Annotated in this window: 1 protein-coding gene (only partly in view); it reads left to right on the forward strand. The window is 74.0% G+C overall.

All 20,398 nt of this window come from inside a single coding sequence — locus ABZ805_RS07020, hypothetical protein, on the forward strand. Of the gene's 60,450 coding nucleotides, 19,669 precede the window and 20,383 follow it; the stretch shown corresponds to coding positions 19,670-40,067, spanning codon 6,557 (partial) through codon 13,356 (partial); the first complete codon in view begins at position 3. Both codon boundaries (start and stop) fall beyond the window edges.

Below are 20,398 nucleotides of genomic sequence, written 5' to 3' on the forward strand. Positions count from 1 at the left end.
TGCACCGGCAGGGGATGCTCGCCACGCCGTCCATGGTGGACAAGGGCGAGACCGGGATCTCGAACGACGCGGGCAAGTGGGCGCTGGCCGAAGAACCGTCGGACGAGCAGGCCGTCGAGCTGGTGTCGCCGATCCTGCGCCCCGGCGAGCAGGGCAGCACCGCCTGGCCGGAGCTCGGCGCGCTGCTCGACACCGTCAACCGGGCGCAGGGCGATGCCGGCCGCACCGGCGGGCACGTGAACCTGAGCTTCGACCGGCCGATGACGCCCGCCGAGTACCACCGGCTCGCGCAGCTGATGAAGGCGCACGAGGCGGTGCTGTACCGGCTCGGCAACTACCCGGGTGGCGGCGCGCACCGCGAGACCCACGAGGTCGGTCCGAACCCGCTGCCCGCGCGCCCGAGCGCGGACCTCACCGTCGCCGACGTCCAGGAGCTCAACTGGGGTCGCGAAGACGCGATCAACTTCCTGCACGTGGAGGGCACGCCCCAGGACCGCGTGGAATTCCGCCTCTGGTCCGGCAGCACCGACCCGGCGTACTGGCAGGTCCGCACCGAGCTGAGCGCCGCGATGCTGGCCGCCGCCCAGGACTCGTCGCTGCAGCCGCGGCTGGACCGGCTGATGGCCGACCCGCAGCTGCTGGGCCGCGGGTCCGCGGAGCTGCCGGACCTGCTGAACCTGCTGGAAATGCTGCCGATGAGCGAGGAATCGCAGCGGCAGGCGGTGCAGCTGTTCGCCGCGACCGAGCCGTGGCGCAACACCGGCACCAACGACCCGGTCCTGCGCTCCGAGTCGATCAGCCTCGGCGGCGGCGGGATGTACTTCCCCGGCCCGAACACCCCGACGCCGGACGCCGTCTCCGGCGCCCGCGCCGTCGGGTTGCCGGACGGGGCGGGACTGGTCGTGGCCGACCTGACGCCGGACGGCTCGCACGTCGCGCTGTGGGGCGGCGGTACCGCCACCCCCGAAGCCTTCGTCGAGGGCATCGCCACCCGCCGCGGCATCGGCATGGAGCAGCCCGTCGTGCTCGCCGCGTCCGGTGCCGGGCGCTCCCCGGTGCTGGCCGCACTGGTCGAGGAGTCCTCGCAGCCGGTGCTGGCCACCGAGAGCGGTGTGGTCCGCACGCCGGACGGCGGCCTGCACGCGGGCCGGATGGTGCCCGGCCCGGACGGCGCGCTGACCTTCCAGCCCGACCCCGCCGGGTGGACGGTGCACCACCGCGGCAGGGAGTCCTGGTCCACCGGCCAGTCCGAGCTGACCTCCGCGGTCGACGTGCTCTACACCGACGGCCGCTACGACCCGAACGCGGACTCCGACGCCGAGTCCGGCATGGAGATGGGCGGCGACCGCGCCGGGGACCCGGACCCCGGTCGCGGCAAGGACCTCACCTTCGCCGACGTGGAGTTCGTGCCGCTGCCCGCGGGCAAGGACGGCGAGGCGATCGGCGTCGGCTTCCCGCGCAGCGACGCGGAAGCCGAGATCATGCGGCACGCCTTCGAGGCCGGGGCGGGCGAGAACGCGGCCCGGCTCTACGGCGCGCCCGCCGACGCCGACAACTACGTGGTGGCGCCGCACTTCAGCGACGGCCGCTTCACCGTCCGGGACAAGAGCGGCGAGCTGCACCGCCTGGACCAGGACCAGATGAGCAGGCTGCTGCTCAGCGCGGGCCGGCCCGGTCCGGAGTGGACGCAGGGCACGAACCTGCTGTGGCTGAGCTGCCGCCTCGGCGAGGCCGACGGCTCGGTCGGCGCCGGGCTGCACTCGCTGCTGTCCGACCACGTCGGCGAGCAGTACGTCCCGCACGGCAGGCCCGAGATCTTCGAGAGCGGCGCCACCCACCTGCTCGGCTCGTCCGACGTCTCCCGCCTCGGCGATCCGGACGGTTCCCGCGGCCCCGGTGACCCCGAGTCCGCCGAGCTGCCGGTGCCGGAGGACGGGCGCAGCGTCCGGATGCTCGACGAGGCGCCCGGCAGGCTGGACTCGCTGGTGGGGCTGGTCACCGAGGCCCAGCGGAACCTGAACGCGCTGCCGCCGGAGGCGATGGCGGACGCCCGTCGGCAGGTCGCCGGGTGGACGAACTCGCTGGAATCGCTCAACGCCCTGTCCGACTCGGCGCTGCGCAGCTTCGAGAGCTCCGCGCGCGAGCTGGCCGCGCAGGTCCGCGAAGCGCGCGTCCGCGACATCGGCGAGCTCTTCCGCGGCGCTGAGCAGGCGCGCGCCGACGGCGCCCGCGAACCGAGCTTCCACCGCGACGGCGTGCCCGGCGGGGCGAGCTCCCGGCCCGGGGTCAAGGTCGGCCTCGAAGTCGAGTTCAAGTTCCTCGGCACCGACAACGCGGGCGCCACCGCGAAGGTCACCGAACTGGGCACCCGGCTGGAGGACGCCGGGCATTCCGAATGGCACCCGGTCGCCGACTCGCCCGCCCCGGAGCGGCCGGCGTCGCCGATGGACCTGGACTCCGACTCCGACTCGGATTCCTACTCGGACGGCGGCTCCTCGCGGTCCAGCGACTCCTCCGAACTCGAGTCGAACGTGCTGGCCGTGCTGCCGCACCCGAACCAGCCGCTCGTCGGCGAGCTGCACTCCCGGGGCAAGTGGGCGATGGTCAACGAGACCGCCCACGACTACGGCGCCGAGCTGGTCTCGCCGATCCTGCGGCAGGACCGGCAGCCGGAGATGTGGGCCGACCTCGACTCGATCCTGCGCGACGTCGAAGCGGTCGACGGCAACGCCGACAGCACCGGCGGCCACGTCAACATGAGCTTCGACGAGCCGCTGACTCCCCGCGAGCACGTGCGGCTCGCGCAGCTGGCCAAGAGCTTCGAAGCCGTGCTGTACCGCCTCGGCAACTATCCCGGCGGCGGGCAGCGCGCGATGCACATGGTCGGCCCGAACCCGATCCCCGCGGACCCGGCGAAGGTCACCACCCCCGAGCACGTCCAGGCGCTGAGCCGGGACCGCTACGACGCGATCAACTTCCAGCACGTCGAGGGCGGCCCCGGTGACCGGGTGGAGTTCCGGTTCTGGTCGGGCAGCACGAAGGCGAGCGTGTGGCAGGCGCACGTGGAGCTCAGCGCCGCGATGCTGGCGGCCGCGAAGGACCCGTCGATCCAGCCGCGGCTCGACGCGCTGCAGAACACGCCCAAGCTCGTCGGCCGGAACACCGGTGCCGCGCTGCCGGACCTGGTGGAGTTCCTGGAACTGCTGCCGATGAGCCCGGAGTCGCAGCGGCAGGCCGTCGAGCTGTTCGCGCTCAACGACGCCTGGCGCCACACCGGCGAGAACGACGCCCACCAGCGGATCGTCACCGTCAGCGGCCCGGACGGCGGGCTGATGTTCCCGACGCCGCGGCACTCCGTCGAGGCCGCGGTCCGGGCGGCCCGGGACCAGCAGCCCTACCCCGACGTCGACCTCGTGCTGGGGGAACTCGACCCGCACGGCAGGGGACTGGTGCTGTGGAACGGCCGGTTCCTCTCCGGGCCGGAGCTGATCGAGACGATGGCCTCGCGCCGGTTCGGTGCGCGGGACGGCATCGTGCTGGCCATCTCGGGCGTCGACCGGGCGCCGTGGTTCCGGGACCTCTTCGAACCGGCGAACTTCCAGGACGAGGCGGTGCTGACCGCCTCCAACGTGCTGCGGCTGCCCGACGGCAGGCTCGTCGCGGGCGTGGTCACGCAGAGCCCGGACGGCCGGTTGCGGATGGCGCCGGACCCGCGGGGCTGGCTGATGCACGGCGACTACGTCGGTGACTCGAGGACCCCGCCGGACCAGACTGGCCGGGCGGACCTGGGCGAAGCCATCCAAGTGATGCAGCGCAAGCTGGGCCTGGACCAGCCGCAGGACGGCCCGGGCCACGCCGCCGAACCGCAGCCCGGCGGCGACCGCGGCCTCGTCATGGGCGACGACCCGGCACCGGTGCTGCCGCCCGAGATCGCCCCGCTGGTGGACCGGGCGCGGCGCACCCTCGGCTCGCTGCAGCGCAACCTCGACGCCGCCCCGGTCGGCGAGCCGCGGTTCGACCAGGCCAGGGAACGGCTCCAGACCTGGCAGCAGGCGCTGCGCAGCGACGACCTGCCGCGCGCCACCCCGGACGAACTGCGGGCCTTCGACGTGGACGCCCGCGTCCTGCTCGGCGAGGTCCGCGCCGACCGCACCGCCCGGCTGGAGCGGCTGCACCAGGAGGCGCAGGCCCGCGCCGACGAGGGCGGCGCCCCGATCGTCTTCCACGAAGGCGGCGTGCCCGGCGGCGTGACCAGCCGGCCCGGCGTCAAGCTCGGCTTCGAGGTCGAGTTCAGCCTCCCCGAAGCCGGGTTCGAGAACTCCGTCCGCGAGCTGTTCACCGACCTCAAGGACGGCGGCCACACCCAGCAGGACGGTGCTGGGTTCCCGCTGCCCCAGCAGGGCGGCGACATCGTCAAGCGGGCCAACGACGCCCACGGCTGGGCGATGGCCGACGAGGCGTCCTTCCCCGCCGGCGTCGAGCTGATCTCGCCGATCCTGCGGCCCGGCGACGACGCGGCCGTCTGGCCCGGGCTCGCCGACGTGCTCGGGATGGCCCGGGATCACGGCGGCAGCGCTCGTGGCACCGGCGGGCACGTCAACCTGAGCTTCGCCGAGCAGCTCACCCCGCAGCAGTACGTGCGGCTGGCGCAGCTGACCAAGGGCTTCGAGTCGGTGCTGTTCCGCCTCGGCAACCACACCGACGGCAGCGGCGACCGCAGCCTCGACTACGTGGGCCCGAACCCGCTGCCGGTCGACCCGGCCACGGTGTCCGGGGTCGGCGACCTGCACGCGCTCAACCAGGGCGCGCAGCGGCAGGCGAAGTACGACGCCGTCAACTTCCGCAACATCGAGGGCTCGGCGAGCGACCGCGTGGAGATGCGGTTCTGGGCGGGCAGCCTCGACGAAGCCGAGTGGCAGGTGCGCGCCGAGCTCACCGCCGCGATGGTCGCCGCCGCGCAGGACCCGACGATCCACGCCCGCCTCGACGAGCTGATGTCCAGGCCCGCGCTGCTCAACCACGGCAAGGCCGACCTGGCGCAGCTGCAGGAACTGCTGGAGCTGCTGCCGCTGAGCCCCGAATCCGAGGCGCAGGCCGTCCAGCTGTTCGCGCGCACCGAGCCCTGGACCCTGGACGGGTCGAACGACAGCTACGACCGCGCGCAGAGCATCACGCTGCCCGGCGGCGGGCTGTACTTCCCGAACCCGCGCAACTCGATCACCTCCGCGATCGAGGTGGCGCGGCGGCTGCCGAACCTGCCGGACACCGACCTGGTGCTCGCCACCCTCGCCCCGGACGACCCGGACATGGTGCAGCTGTGGGACGGCGAACCGGTGGACGGCACCGGGTTCGTCTCCTCGCTGAAGGAACGCGGCATCGGCGGCGAGAACGCGATCGTGCTGGGCATCTCCGGGGTGCTGCAGCCGGACCCGGACGTGACGCACGAGGGCCCGGACCCGTTCGCGGAGGACCTGGAATCCGACTGGGTCGGCGACCTGACCGTGGACAACACCGTCTACGCCGCGGCGAAGGTGGCGCTGACCCCGGACGGCAGGCTGCTGGCGGTCCGCGAGGTCGTCCGCGCCCAGGACGGCACCATCCGCTTCGAACCGGACCCGCGCGGCTGGGTGCTGCTGGAGGACGGCCAGTCCCGCGCCACCGGCGAAGCCGACCTGGCGGAGGCGCTGCGCACCGATCAGGACGCCGGGGGCGTGACCGACTCCGAGTTCGCCTCGAACCGCGACGAGGACTCCGACGTCGACATGTCCGACGCCGAGTCCGAGGGCTCGCGCAGCGACGACGACGCCGACGCCGAGGGCGTGACCGACTCCGAGTTCGCCTCGGACCGGGACGCGGACTCCGACGTCGACATGTCCGACGACCTCTACCGCTCCGACGAGGACGCCGAAGGCGAGATCGACCCGGACTACCAGCAGCAGCCGACCCGCCCGCAGGCGGCGCCGGAGCGCTCCCCGGCCGCGGACGGCCTGTTCAGCGGGCTCGCCCCGGCGGACCTGTTCACCGATGACGCGCTGAACGCGCTCGGCGACGACTTCTGGAACCAGTTCACCGAAGCGGATTCGCACTTCGACTTCGACTGGGCCGGCAGCACCGAGCTCGACGAGCTGCGACTGCCGGGCGACGTCGACCAGCAGCTCGCCAACGCCTTCTCCGACGCGGCCCTGCCCGTGCCCCGCTGGGCCGCGGAACCGGACGGCACCGGCGCGATCTCCGACGAGGCGTTCCGCCCGCTGCACGCGGAGCTCGCACCGACGCTCGCCCGCGAGCTGCTGGAGGTGGCCGACGGGACGCGCGAGCCCTTCGAAATCCACATCGCCAGCCTCACCTCCGAACCGGAGGTCCTGGACGGCAACGTCGAGCGGGCCAAGGAAGCCCAGACCCTCGGCAGCGCCGCGCGGACCAGGGACATCCAGACCAGGCTCACCGCCGCGCTGGAAGCCGAGCTGGCCGCGGCCCAGCGGGACGTCCCGGTCGCCGAGCGGCGCACGTTGCGCGACCTCGGCGTGCCGCGCGTGGTGCGGAACGAGATCGCGCTGTTCGACTCGGTCGCGGTGGAGACGGCTCCGATCCCGGACCGCGGCGCGCAGTGGGGCGAGGGCGCGAGCGAGCCCGCCGCCGCGGACCGCTCCTGGCAGCACTCCACGGCGACCCGAGCCGGCTGGTTCGACCCGCTGTGGGGCGACTTCGAACCGTCCGCGTGGGAGAACCTGCGCAGGCCGATCCCGGACGGCGTCGTCGAGTACGAAGCACCCGCCCCCACCATGGCGACGCGCGGCGCGCCCAACTTCTTCGCCGGGCCCGTCCGGTTCGAGTACCAGCGCATCGAGATCGAGCCCGGTCGGTTCGTGCAGGAGTGGACCGCTCGCCCCTACCTCGACACGACCGCGTTCCTCGCGCCGCAGCGCGGGCGCGTCGACCACGACCTGCGCCAGGTCCAGGCGGCGCAGGACGAGCTGGCGAGCGCCGAGATCTTCGCGAAGCTCTTCGAGGGCACCTCGCTCGTCACCGAAGCCGAGGCCGCGCAGGAACAGGTGCGTGCGCGGGCCGCGGAACTCGACGGGCTGCGGGCGAAGGCGGACGAGTCCAACGCGGAACTCGCCCGCCAGGAGCAGCGGGTCGAAGACCTGAAGGAACGGGTCCGCGAATCGGTGGCCTCGCACCCGTTCCAGGGCTCCCGGATGGCGATCTCGGGAGACCAGTTCCACGCGCGGATGGAATTCGCCTCGGACCCGGCGTCGGCGCTCCAGATCGTGCGGATCGGCGAGAACATCCGGGCGAACCAGACCCACTGGGACGTCAACATGACCGGCCGGGTCGGTCAGCACGAGCAGTTCCACACCTTCGGCCTGGCCGACGAGTACTCCTCGCCGCGCAGCTACGAACTGGGCTCCCGGGAGTTCGAGGGGAAGCGGATCCCGGAGTACAAGGTCCGGGCCTACGTGGATTCGGTGCGGTTCACCGAGCAGCGCGAGCGGATCGCCGAGGAAGCGGAGCGGAAGGCGGAGTCGGCGGAGCGCGTCGCCGCCATCGACGAGGAGCGCCGGACCTCCCTCAACAGCCAGGTCGACGAGGGCGGCGATCCGATGTTCGACGCCGCGGCCCTCGACCGGCAGGTGGACGCGTCGCGGCAGGAGGCCGAGCGCCTCCGCACCGAAGCCGACGCGGCCCGGCGGCGGGTCGACTCCGCCGACCAGGAGATCCGCGAACTGCGCGAACGCGCCGAGCAGGGCGTCCGCGAGCTGTTCGACCCGAGCCGGATGAAGCCCGACCGCCGCTACGCGGTCGAGGTCGAATTCGTCGAGCACGGCGGCTACAACCAGCTGCTCACCCTCACCGACGCGGACGACGTCACCGCCGTGGACGCCGCGCGCTGGCGCCCCTCGGACAGCGCCGAGCAGGCGGCGGGTCGCGTCGCGGCGCACCTCGGGCTGACGCCGGAGTTCGTCTCCGCGCTGCGCTCCGGCGACACCGGTGACCTGCGGCAGCAGCCGGTCGACAACCGCTTGGTGTTCAACCGCGCGGACCAGCCGCTGCCGCGGGACATCAGCACCGGCGAACCGCACGTGCGCCGCAACCGCTACATCGACGACGACGGGCTGATGGGCCAGAACCTCGGCTCGGTGCTGCCGCGGCACCTGTGGCGGATGGAGCAGCTGGCCCACGAAGCCGGTGCGCGCCCCGACGTGATGGTCCCGGGCCCGGAGCGGATCGCCCGTCGCCTCGACTTCCTGCTGAGCAGGCCCCAGGTGGACGCGGGCGAGGTGCTCGCCCAGCTGCGCATCCTGATCGGCAACGAGGCGGGTATCGAAGCGGTGCGGGAGCGCTTCGGCTCGGACGGGACTCCGTCGCTCGACCAGCGGCTCCAGGAGCGCCTCGACGGCGTGGACGCGACGCGCGCCGAGCGCTACCTGAGCGGCCGCTCGCGGGAACTCGTCGATTTCGAGGACTTCCTCGACACCGCGCCCGACCCGTTCGCCGAACCCGGCACCGACCTCGACCTCGACCTCGGTTCGCTCGGCGGCGACCTGTTCCAGGACGGGACGTTCGACTTCTCGAACCCCTGGCTCGGCACGAACGCCCTCGGGGCGAACGAGATCGGGGACGGCGCGGCCCACGGCCAGGGCGAGCTGGACCTGACCGGCGCCGAGAACCCGGTCGACCTCAACGCCATCGACTTCGACGCCATCGACTTCAACGCCATCGACTTCAACTTCGACGGCGTCGACCTGAGCGGCTTCGACTTCACCTCGGTCGGTGATCTCGGCGATCTCGGCAACCCGGACGGCACCGGGAACGCGCCGCAGGGCGACCAGATGCCGGGACTCGACTTCACCGCCGCTTCGCACGGCACCTTCGCCGCAGGCGACCCGTTCGCCGCGCTCGGCGACCTGCCGCCCGCCGACCCCGAGCTGCTGCGGATGCTCGACGACGGGTTCGGGCAGGGCGATGTGGAGATGTCCGCGCCCGAAGCCGCCACCCGCCCCGACGGCGACGCCGAACAGCAGGCGCAGCAGGCACCGCAGCAGACGCCCCCGCCCCCGGCGGCGCGCATCGACCCGCACCTGCTGGAATCCGGCACCGAGCGCTCCGGCATCTCGCCGGACCTGCGCGCCCGGCTCGACGCCGCGCCGGTGCAGCAGCGCGGCCGCATCCGCGAGCAGCCCGACACCGACGTCGTGGAGCGCTCCGCGTTCGAGGTGCGCCGGGCCGTGTCCTCGGACGGCGTGCTGGTCAGCGAGGCCACCGTGCGCATCCGGCAGCAGACCTCGCTGCCGCGCACCGCCGCCGACGCGGACTGGGCGCGGATGGTGCACGACGTGGACCGGCGGTTCAACCGGCCGAACGTGGTGCTGCCCAACGGCGACGTGCTCCGGGTGCGGGTGCTGCGCGCGGGAGCCGGCGAGGAGCCGCACCACTCGGTGGTGCTGGACGCCACCGGCCGCGGCGACCAGACCTCGTGGAAGTTCGGCGACCCGAACCGGCTGCGCGCGATCGGCTCGATGCTGGGCCTGCCGGTCGAACCGGACGCCGCGGGCAGCCTGATGGGCGTCCCGGACGCCGAGGGCAACGCGGGCCTGCGGACCCGGCACGCCGAAGTGCTGGGCCAGCACATCGGCGAGGTCCCGGCGCACTCGCCGGAATTCCAGGAACCGCGCCTCGCCGAGAGCCAGGGCCCGGCCGCGCGGCTGCGCGCCGCCGCCGACCTGATGCGCAGGCACCTGAGCAGCAGCGCGCACCGCTTCACCCCCGACCAGCTCCAGCGGTTCGCGCAGGTCGTGCGCGCCGCCGAAGCGCCCTCGCTCAGCGGCGTCCCGCTGCACGGGCTGCGCGCCGCCGCCGAGCAGGCCGAGCAGCACGCGCAGCAGATCCGCCAGGTCGCCGCCGACGAGCTGCGCGGCGGCTACGAGCGGGCGCGCCTCGACGCCGACAACGGCCTCAACCCGATCACCTTCCACGTGAACGGCGTCCCGGGCGGGGCCAGTTCCCGGCCCGACGTCCGCCTCGGCTTCGAGGTGGAGGTGCAGTACCAGCGCACCGTGCAGGGCCTGCGGGCGATGGACGACGACGCCACCACCTACCTGCGGCAGGTCGGCGACCCGGACCCGGTGTTCGACGCGCAGCTGACCGGCCTCACCCAGGAACTGCGCGACACCGGGTTCCTGCCGGACGACACCGTCCCCGGGGAGTTGCTGGCCGCGCGCGACCCGCGGGTCGCCGAAGCGCGCGAGGCGGGCAAGTGGTCGCTGGTCGAAGAAGGCGCGCACATCCAGGGCTTCGAACTGGTGTCGCCGATCCTGCGGCCCGGCGTGGACTCCGGGACCTGGCACGACGTCGCCGAGCTGACCGGCCTGGTGCGCGCCCACGAGGGTTCCGCGGCGAACACCGGCGGGCACGTCAACATCAGCTTCACCGAGCAGCTGACCCCGACCGAGCACGTCCGGCTGGCCCGCATCCAGAAGGGCTTCGAGTCGGTCCTCTACCACCTCGGCAACCACCCGGGCGGGCTGAAGCAGCGCCTGCTGACGATGGTCGGCCCCGGCCCGCTCCCCGCGGACCCGTCCCGGGTCACCAACGCGGCCGACGTCACCGGGCTGAACCGGACGCGGGAGGAAGGGCTCAACTTCCAGCACATCACCGGCAGCGACTCGGACCGGCACGAGTTCCGGTTCTGGGCCGGCACCCTCGACGCGGGCGAGACGCAGGCGCACGCCGAGATCAGCGCCGCGATGCTGCTGGCCGCGAAGGACCCGCGCATCGACCGCGTGCTGGACGCGCTGATGACCGAGCCGAAGCTGCTCGGCCACGCGCCCGCCGGACTGCCCGAGCTCGCCGACCTGCTGGCGCTGCTGCCGATGAGCCCGGAGGCCCGGGAGCAGGCGGTGCAGCTGTTCGCGGTCACCCGCGAGTGGGAGAACACCGGTACCAACGACGTCGACCACCGCACGCAGACGGTCGGGCTCCCGCACGGCGGCCTGCTGTACCCGGCGCCGGGCACCTCGGTGCGCAGCGCGGTCGCGCGGGCCCGCAACCTCTCGTCGATGTACGAATCGGTGGACGTGCTGTCCGCGCCGGTGCGCCCGGACCAGCGGATCACGCTGTGGAACGGCAGCGTGCTGGAGCCGGAGGCGTTCATCGACTCGGCGAGCGAGCGCAACTTCGGGCAGGCCGTGCCCGGCGTGCTCGCCGTCTCCGGCGGCAGCAGGCTCGGCTGGCTGCCGGACCTGGTGGCGGCCACCGGCGAAGGCGTCATCACCACCGCGGGCCACGTCTTCCAGACCGCGGACGGCAGGCTCGTCACCGGGCGGCCGGTCACCGGCGCGGACGGGACCGTGCGGATCCAGCGCGACCCGCAGGGCTGGACGAAGCACACCGAGGACGGCGCGGAGCCCAGCGGCCTCGCCGACCTGGGCGAGGCGCTCGCCGAGTTCGGCCACGACGGCGACCGGCCGTCGCGTCCCGAGCCGGGGCGGATCACCGAACCGCTGGCGGAGACCACCCGGCGCACCCGCACGCGCCCGGCCGCGAGCCCCGACGACATGGACGTCGACTCCCCGGTCTACGAGTCGGCGCCCACCCCGGGCTGGACCGGCGACGCCCCGACCCCCGGCTACGCGCCCACGCCGGGCTGGACCGGGGGCGCCGAGACGCCGAACGCCGCCTCCCTACCGGACACCGCGTCGATCCCGGACACCGAGCCGTGGGGCGGCTCGCCGGCTCCGACTCCCGGCTACGCGCCCACTCCCGGCGGCTACGAGTCGCCGAGCCCGGCCGGGGCGATGGACCTCGACCCGGACCAGCCGGCGAGCTCCGTCGAGTCCGAGTCGCCGGAGGAGATGGTCGAGTGGGTCGGCCACTTCGACGACGCCGACCCGGCCCGGCTGCCGCAGGACGCCGCGCTGGAACTGCGGGACGTGTCCGCGCGCTCGCTGGCCACCGAACTGCTGGAGGTCGCGCGCGGCGAGCGCGAGCCCTTCGAGATCCGGGTGCACGGCTGGCACACCGAGGCGCACGGCCCCGAGGTGAGCGCGCAGCGCACCCAGCAGGTCGTCGACGGCCTGCACCGGTCGCTGGAATCGCACCTGGAGGACCTGCAACCGCAACGGCCCGTCGCGGAGCTGACCACCGCGCTGGAGGCGGTCCGCGTCGCCCGCGAATCGGCGCTGCCGCTGCAGGAGCTCGCCGACGCCGTCGGCCCGGTCCGCGACGAGCTGCCGCAGGGCGAGACCCGCGCCGCGCTGGACGCCCTCGGCCACGCGGTTCGCGACAGCACGCAGCAGGCCCCCGGAGCGCAGGACCGCCTCCGCGCCGCGCTGCGGCAGGCCGAGACCGCGCTGGCCGCCGAGGTCCGCGGCGCCCAGCGGCACACCCTCAGCAGCCTCGGCGTGCGCATCGGCTCCGTGAGCGCGGTGCGCGACGAGAACACGGTGCTCATCACCAGCATCGAGACCGAGCAGTACGGCAAGTACTGGGAGGACGGTGTCGAACCGCCCGCCACCTCGTCCGAGTGGCGGCACACCGAGGTGCAGCACGCCTCCTGGTTCGACCCGCTGTGGAACAAGCTGGAACCGGCCGAGTGGCGGGACCTGCTCCGGCCGATCCCGGACGCGACGGTCGACTCCGAGTCGCTGGACCTGCAGCTGAGCAGCACGGTCACCAAGCCCGACCCGAGCACCGCCAGCACGGCGCTGCCGAGCGACGCCCGCCCGACGCTGGCGCTGGACGCCGAGTTCCTGACCGGCGACATCACCTACGACGTGCAGCGCATCGAGGTCAGTCCCGGCCGGACCCTGCAGCACCGCACCTTCAAGGCGCACCTGAACGCGGAGAGCCTGCTCGCCGAGCCCCGGCAGGAAGCCGGACGGCGCTCGACGCTCGCCGACCGCGCCGAGCGGCGCGCGGCCGACCTGGACAACGCCGCCACCCTGCTGGAGCTCAGCGGCAGGCCGGACGACCCGCAGGTCCGCTCGGCGCGGGCGCAGGCCGACACCGCCCAGAAGCGGGCGGAGCGGCAGCGCGCCAAGGCCGACGACGCCGCCCGGGAGCTCGCCACCCAGCAGCAGCGCGTCGAGGACCTCAAGGAGCGCGCGCTGCGCTCCGTCGACGAGATCCACAACACCGGCTTCCGGCTCCCCGGCGGCGACCAGTTCCACGGCAGGCTCGAGTTCGTCGACGACCCGGCGCAGGCCCACCGCACCGTGGTGCTGTCCGACAAGACCGCCATGGACCAGCTCAACTGGGACGTCAAGGACGACGGCAGCGGCGTCGCGCACGAGGTCGGGCACTTCTGGGGACTTCCCGACGAGTACCGGGCGCGGCCGAAGTTCGACATGAGCGGCACCCGCGACTTCCGCGGCAAGGAGCTGCCGGTCTACACCGTCAAGGTCCACCTGGACACCGACCCGCTGCTGCAGCAGCACCAGGACCGCGCGGACAGCTTCCGCCGGGAGGCCGACGAGGCCAGGGACATCGCCGAGCTCGACCGGACCGACGCCGACGAGCTCGAAGCGCACCTGATGGACGACGACTCCGACACCCCGCCGCCGGAGGTGGTGGAGGCCCGCGAGCAGGCCGAGAAGTCCCGCGACACCGCCGAGGTGCGCCGCCGGGAGGCCGAGGAGGCGCAGGAGAAGCTGGACGAGGTCCGCGCCGAGCTCGACGAGTTCCGGGAGAAGGCGGTCCAGGGCGTCGAGAACGTGTTCCACCCGAGCCGGATGAACCGCGAGGCCCGGTACTTCGTGGACCTGCAGTTCGTCGACGACCGGCGGTCGGCGCACCTGAGCTCGGAACTGCACCCGAAGCGCGATGCCGAGCCGAGCACCGAGCTGTGGGAGGTCACCGACGAGCCGTCGCGGGTCAACACGCGGATCGGCGCGCACCTGGGCCTCCCGCTGAACTACATGCACGCGCTGAAGAAGGGCAAGACCGGCGACCTGCGCGCGCTGCCGAAGGACGATCGGCGGATCTTCAGCCTCGACGACCAGAAGCTGCCGATCGACCCGATGACCGGCGAACCGCACCGGCCGTTCAACTCGTACGTCAACGACGACGGGCTGATGACCGGCAGGCAGCGGCTGTTCCTGCCGCGCAACGCCTGGCGCGTCGAGCAGGTCGGCTTCGACCTGGGCGTGCGGCCCGACGTGCTGCAACCCGGCCCGGTGCGGCTGGCGCAGCAGGCCGAGCGGCTGCTGTCGCAGACCGAGGCCGAGCACCAGAAGCCGCGGCCGCTGCCGAAGGGCCTCGACGAGACCCCCGCGCCGCGCTACGGGCCGACCCGGCAGATGTCGCTGCTGACGGCGTTCGCCGAGCTCTCCCGCAACCAGGACGGGCTGGACGCGGTCCGCGCCGAGTTCCAGCGCGCCACCGGCCAGGACCTGGACCAGGTGATCCGCCGCGAACTCGGCCAGGACGCGCTGGACCAGGTGCAGGCCCTCGTCGACGGCCCCGACGACACCGCGATGTCCGACGCCGGTTCGCTCACCGAGCCCAACACCGAGCCCGAATCCGGGGACGAATCGGGGAACGGCAGCCGCCCGTCCGGCGCCAACGGCGACCTCACCATCCCCATCCCGGACCGGCCGCTCCCCGTCGACGAGCCGGGCTACCCGCTGCCCGACGCGACCGCCGCGCCGGAGACCGAGCCGCTGCTGGAGCGGACCCACCAGGTTCAGGAACTGCTGCCGCGCAACGCGGTCCGCGCCGAGCAGCTCGACGGCACCGCGATCCGCGCCGACGTGCGCTCGGCCATGCTGCAGGCCGCGGTGCCGCCGGAACGTGCCGACCAGGTGCTGCACGGCCTGTCCGACACCGAGCTGAAGAACGGCTTCACCGCGCTGCACGGCGAAGGCCTCGTGGTCTCCTCCGGCATCGGCGAGGACGCCGTCGAAGTCCTCGTCCGCGCCGGGCTCGACGACGACAGCACCGGAGGACGCCCCGCCCCACCGACCACCGCGCCCGCGAAGAAGGGCAAGGAGAACAAGGTCGACAACGCCTCCGGCGGCTTCGGCAAGGTCAAGAACACCTCGGACTCGCCCGCGGTCCGCGACGACGGCTACGCCTACCGGGGCAGCATCCCGCTGCCGTGGCTGTCCGGGACGTCGATGCAGACCGCGCTGAGCCTGCGCGGCCTCACCCCGCAGCACGGCTGGAGCAGCACCGACGGCTCCGAGGTCCAGCACGGCTCCACCGCGGAACCCGGCGGCAAGCGGACCCGCAGCCTGCACGACATGACGCACACCGCCACCGTGCTGACCAACGGGCACGGCGCGGTGCGGATCAGCGGCACCTCGCCCGGTGCGGTCACCGTCAGCACCCCGGACGCGCTGCACGGCCTGCGGCCCGCCGAGGACGCCGACGGCACGGCCGACTTCGGCGCCCCGCGACCCGGCGACTCCACCCGCCTGCGCGGCGACCGCGCGCTGTTCGACCGCGCCCGCGAGCTCGTGCACCGGCACCCGGAGTGGGCGGGCAAGGCGGACGAGATCGGCTCGGGGCTGCGCGGCACCCTGCGCGGGCTGGTCGCCACCGCTTCGCTGAGCCGCCGCGACGTCGACCTGCTCTCCGGCGGCACCCTCGTCGAGCAGCTGCGCACCGTCGACTCCGCCGGGCAGGACCGCACCGCCACCGTCGAGCTGAAGGCCCGCCGCGGTGCGAGCCGCGAGCACCTCGCCGACGACGGCTTCGACGGCAAGGTCGCGACCAAGGCCGGGCGCAAGGACGGCCACTCCACCGAGCGCACCGTCCAGCAGCCGGTGGACCTCGGCGGCCGCGTCCGGCTCACCCAGAACATCTGGGGCGACGACGCGGGCGACCGGATCGACCTGCGCGGCGCGGTGCAGGGCAAGCTCACCTCGCACGAGGGGCACGGCACCACCCGCGGCGACGACCTGCGCACCGAACTGGCCTGGGAGCGCAAGGGGCCGATGCACGTCGGCACCGCCGACCTCACCTACGACCTGCGGATCCGCTTCGACGACGGCACCGTCGAGGACACCTCGGTGCACGTGCCCGCCGGTGCCACCGCCTGGCGCGGGGAGAGCCCGGACGGCACCGCGCCCGAGTTCACCGGCGGCGACCCGTTCCCGCCGCAGCGCGTCCTCGGCGCCGCCGAGACCCGCTACCCGAACGTCGACGGCGTCGCCGCCGCGCTCCGCGAGATGCTGCCGGAAGGCGTGCTGCCGCCCGAGGACGCGGAGGGCCGGACGGCCGAAGCGCACGCCACCGAGAACGCCGCCGTCCTCGCCGACGCCGTCTCCGAGAGCGGCTTCAGCAGCCGGTCCGCCGCGCTCAACGGCCCCGGCACCTCCTTCCTGCTCACCCGCGCCCGGTACGCCGCCACCGGCACCCCGGACGACCTGGTGGGCGTGCTGGTGGAGACCGTGCCGCGCGCCGGATCCGGCTACGGCACCTTCGCGTCGACGCCGCCGTCCTCGCCGACGACGCCGATCACGCCGGCCACCGCGACGACGGTGCCGGACGCCGCGCTCGGCGGTGACCTCACCGGCAGCACCGGCGTGCAGCACGAGACCAGCGCCAAGACCGGCCGGACCCTCGGCGTCGGCGGCGGCGTGCGCGGGCGGGTCCCGGCGCTCGGCCGGTTCGGCGGGCTCGACCTGAACCTGCAGCGCAACGACAAGTCGGACACCGAGCAGGTCACCCTCACCACCGCGAGCGGGCTGGGCCGCGGACGGGGCTGGAAGTCCGGCGACGTCGTCGCGCACCCGGAGCTCGTCGACTACCGGGTGACCGTGTTCGGCGCCGAAGGCGTGCTCGCCGAGCGGATGGTCGAAGGCGGGCAGGCCACGACCTACGCGGGCGGGCTGCTCGACCCCGCCGCGCGCACCGGCGATGTCGGCCTCGCCGCCCACTACCAGCGGGTCGAGCACGACGCGCCGCGCAGGCCGGAGGGCTGGGAGCCCGCCGAGCTGCCCGAGCACTTCGTGGTGCACGGACTCGACCTGCCCGAGGTCAACGGGCACCGGATCACCGAGGACGTGTTCGGCGGCTTCGGCGACAACAAGGTCATCGCCGCGCACCAGGTGCACTCCTTCGTCTCGCCGGAGGAGGTCGCGGTCAACTTCGACGCCGTGGCCACCGGCGCGTACGAGGGTTCGGTGCACCGCTACGAGAAGGGCGTGCTGCGCCCCTCCGAGCAGCGCATCGGCGACGTCAAGCTGCACGCCGCGCTCAGCAACGCGCGGCTCAACGGCCCGCCGCAGCAGGTCGAGCTCACCTTCACCCGCAAGGTCACCGGCAGCACCGGGCACGGCGCCGAGACCTTCACCGGCGGCGGCTGGACCGGCCGCGCGCGCCTCGGCAACCCCGGCTCCGGCGACTCCTCGACCGCGACGCCGGTCGTCAGCCTCGGCCAGGCCGACTCCGGCTCGCACGGGCGGTCCGAGGCCCGGGAGTTCGAGCGCACCACCACGACCACCTACAAGGGCCCGGCCTACCTGGTCAGCTACGACACCAGCACGCTGCTCAGCGGTGGCGAGCCGGACCGGCCGGACGCGGCCGTGCACCTGGAGGCGCACAAGACGGGCTCGGTGCAGCTGTGGGTGCCCGCCTCCGAGATCGGCAGGCTCGGCCTCGGCCCGATGCCGGAACCGGCCGACGGCGCCGGGTACACCGCTCCCGGCATCGACGCCGACGGCCACACCACCGCCACCGTCCGCCCCGAGGTCACCGCGCACCTGCTGAGCGGCATCAAGGACGTGCTCGCCGCGGTGCCGCAGCAGGACGTGCCGCGCAGCGCGATGCGGCAGTTCGGCGACTACCTCACCTCGCTGGCCCTCGGCGACGCCGAGCGCCGCGCCGGGCAGGACGTGTACCGGCAGAGCGCCCGCGACGTCACCCCCGGCGGCCTGCAGGCGCTGCTGGCCGACCTGCGCGGCCCCGGCAAGCACTGGACCGCCTCGGTCCCCGGTCCGCTCGGCACCGTCGACGTCTCGCTGACGCTGAAGGGCGAGCAGGGCCCCGGGAGGTTCGACGGCGTCGAATCCGGGTGGAGCGAGAAGCACGAGACGAAGACGACCTCCTCGGTCACCGAGACCGGCAAGACCGGGCACCAGCGCAAGGCGCAGCCGATGGTGCTGCTGCGCGGCGGCGGCGAGGAACTGCACCGCCGCGGCGCGCTGCTCGGCCAGGTCGGGCTGACCTCGAAGGACAGCGACAAGCACGTCGAGACGCACAGCACCGACAACACTCGGACCTACTCCACCAAGAGCGACTTCGCGACCTTCGGCCACGACCTGGACCTGCGGCTGGAGGTGCGCAAGACCGCGCACGCCAACCGGACCCCGAACACCCTCACCGGCGGGTTCGCGGACCGGAGCAGCCCGGCGAGCACCGGCGAGACGCTGGCGCTGCCGACGCTGCGCGACGCGGTCCGCACCCGCGTCCCGGTGGGCGAGCTCGGCCTCGGCGAGCACCAGCCGCAGCGGATCGACGAGCTCCCCGAGGTCAGCCACGTCGTCGCCAACTCCGACGACGTGCACCGCGTCGTGCAGGACCTGCTGGACGGCACCCCGGGTGCCGACCCCGACGCGGCACCGCCGGTGCCGGAGCGCGCCACCTGGACCCGGCACGGGCTGCTCACCGGCACCACGACCAGCGCGCTGTCGTCGCACCTGCCCGCGGCGATGCGCGCCGACGGCTACCGCATCGGCGGTCTCGACCACGACGGCCACGCCGCCGACAGCACCCCGCACCCGCTGGAATCGGTGCTGATCACCGCGGAGCTGGACGACGCGCACGTGGTGCCGACCGGGGACGACGCCGGGCTCACCACGAAGGACTCCGAGACCACCGCGATCAAGGAGCAGCACAAGGAGGGGCCGGGCCTCGGCTTCACCGGTCGCGTCGCGCTGGACGCGCTGGCCGACCCGCGGCAGGCCGTGGACGCGACCGGCGCGAACTACCGCCAGTCGCCGCAGGCCTCGCTGCCCGGCCCGAGCTACTCGTGGCAGCGCACCTCGGCCGCCGAGGGCAAGTTCAAGGACGCCCAGTCCGAGCAGCGCTCCGCGGGCGAGACCTACCTGGTCAACGCGATGGCGAACTGGACCATCACGCCGGAGCACCGGGCGGGCGCCCCCGAGTCCTGGAGCGAGCCGCGGCAGGCCCGCGACCGCGTCTACGTGCACACCGACCGGGCCGGTCTGATCATGATGGGCCTGACCCCGCCGGAGCCGCTCTCGGTCCCGGAGATCCGGGAACCCGCCGACCAGGCCGAGACCACCGCGGACGGCGCGAACGGGCAGCGCAGCTCGAACCCGAGCCCCAGCCCGGAGCCGGCGCCGCCGACCCCGGACGCGATCCCCACGCCGGACCCGATGCCGTCCCCGATGTCGGAGCGGGACGCCGCCCCGGCCGAGCCCGCGGAACCGCGGACCGCGCTGGACGACTTCCTCTTCCCGGTGGAGCCCGAACCGGTCCCGGCGGAGCCCGAACCGGCTGCTGCGGGCACCCGCCCGGAGTCCGATGTGGACGGAACGGCTCCGGTCGAGGACGGCGCGGCGGCGCGTGACGAGTCCGATGTGGACTCCGAGTCGCGGGCCGACTCCGACTCGGATTCGGACTCCGTCGCCGACTCCGACGCGAGCACCGGTTACCGGTCCGACGCCGACGACGACGCCCGGACCGACATCACCGAACCCGACGAGGGCCCCGACCCGCAGGGCAAGGCGCGGGAGCAGGACCTCGACCAGCAGGGCGAGGTGCGCGAGCAGGCGGAGCAGGACCCCGACCCGCAGGGGGAGGTGCGCGAGCAGGCGCAGCGGGCGCACGACGCGCTGGGCAAGATGACCGAGCAGGCCTTCGAGTCCCTGTTCATCGAGGCCCGCCGCATCGTGCAGCCGCTGCACCAGGTCCCGGTCGCGCTGGACTCCCCGAAGGCCCCCGTGGCGCGGATGCGCGAGCTGATGGACGAGGTCACCACCATCGTCGCCCGCGACCTGCACGAGAAGGGGCCGGAGGCGGCGACCGCGCGGGCCCGCGAGCTCGCCGACCAGCTCGGCACCCACCGCACCGAAGGCCTCATCGGCGGCGGCCGGTTCGGCGCGGGCCCGACCGAGGCACTGCCCTCCGCGCTGCCGGAGCACTCCGAGGCCGGACCGTCCGGCACCGCCCGCGACCGCTCCGTCGACACCCGGACCAGCGCGCTGCCGGACCCGGAACCGGAGCGCCCCGCATCGCGGGCCGAGGAGAGCTCGACCCGCGGTGCGGAGGAGCGCGGGCGCACCGGACAGGAGTCCCGCCGCACCGAGGACGCCGCGGACCGCACCGGAGAGGGCTCGGACCGCGCCGGGCAGGACGAGAGCACCGTCCGCGACGAGAGCACCCGCGACGAGAACTCCGGGCAGCGCGATGCCGAGCAGGAGCG

Source organism: Saccharopolyspora sp. NPDC047091, from assembly GCF_040643635.1.
In the GTDB taxonomy this organism is placed as follows: Bacteria; Actinomycetota; Actinomycetes; order Mycobacteriales; family Pseudonocardiaceae; genus Saccharopolyspora_C.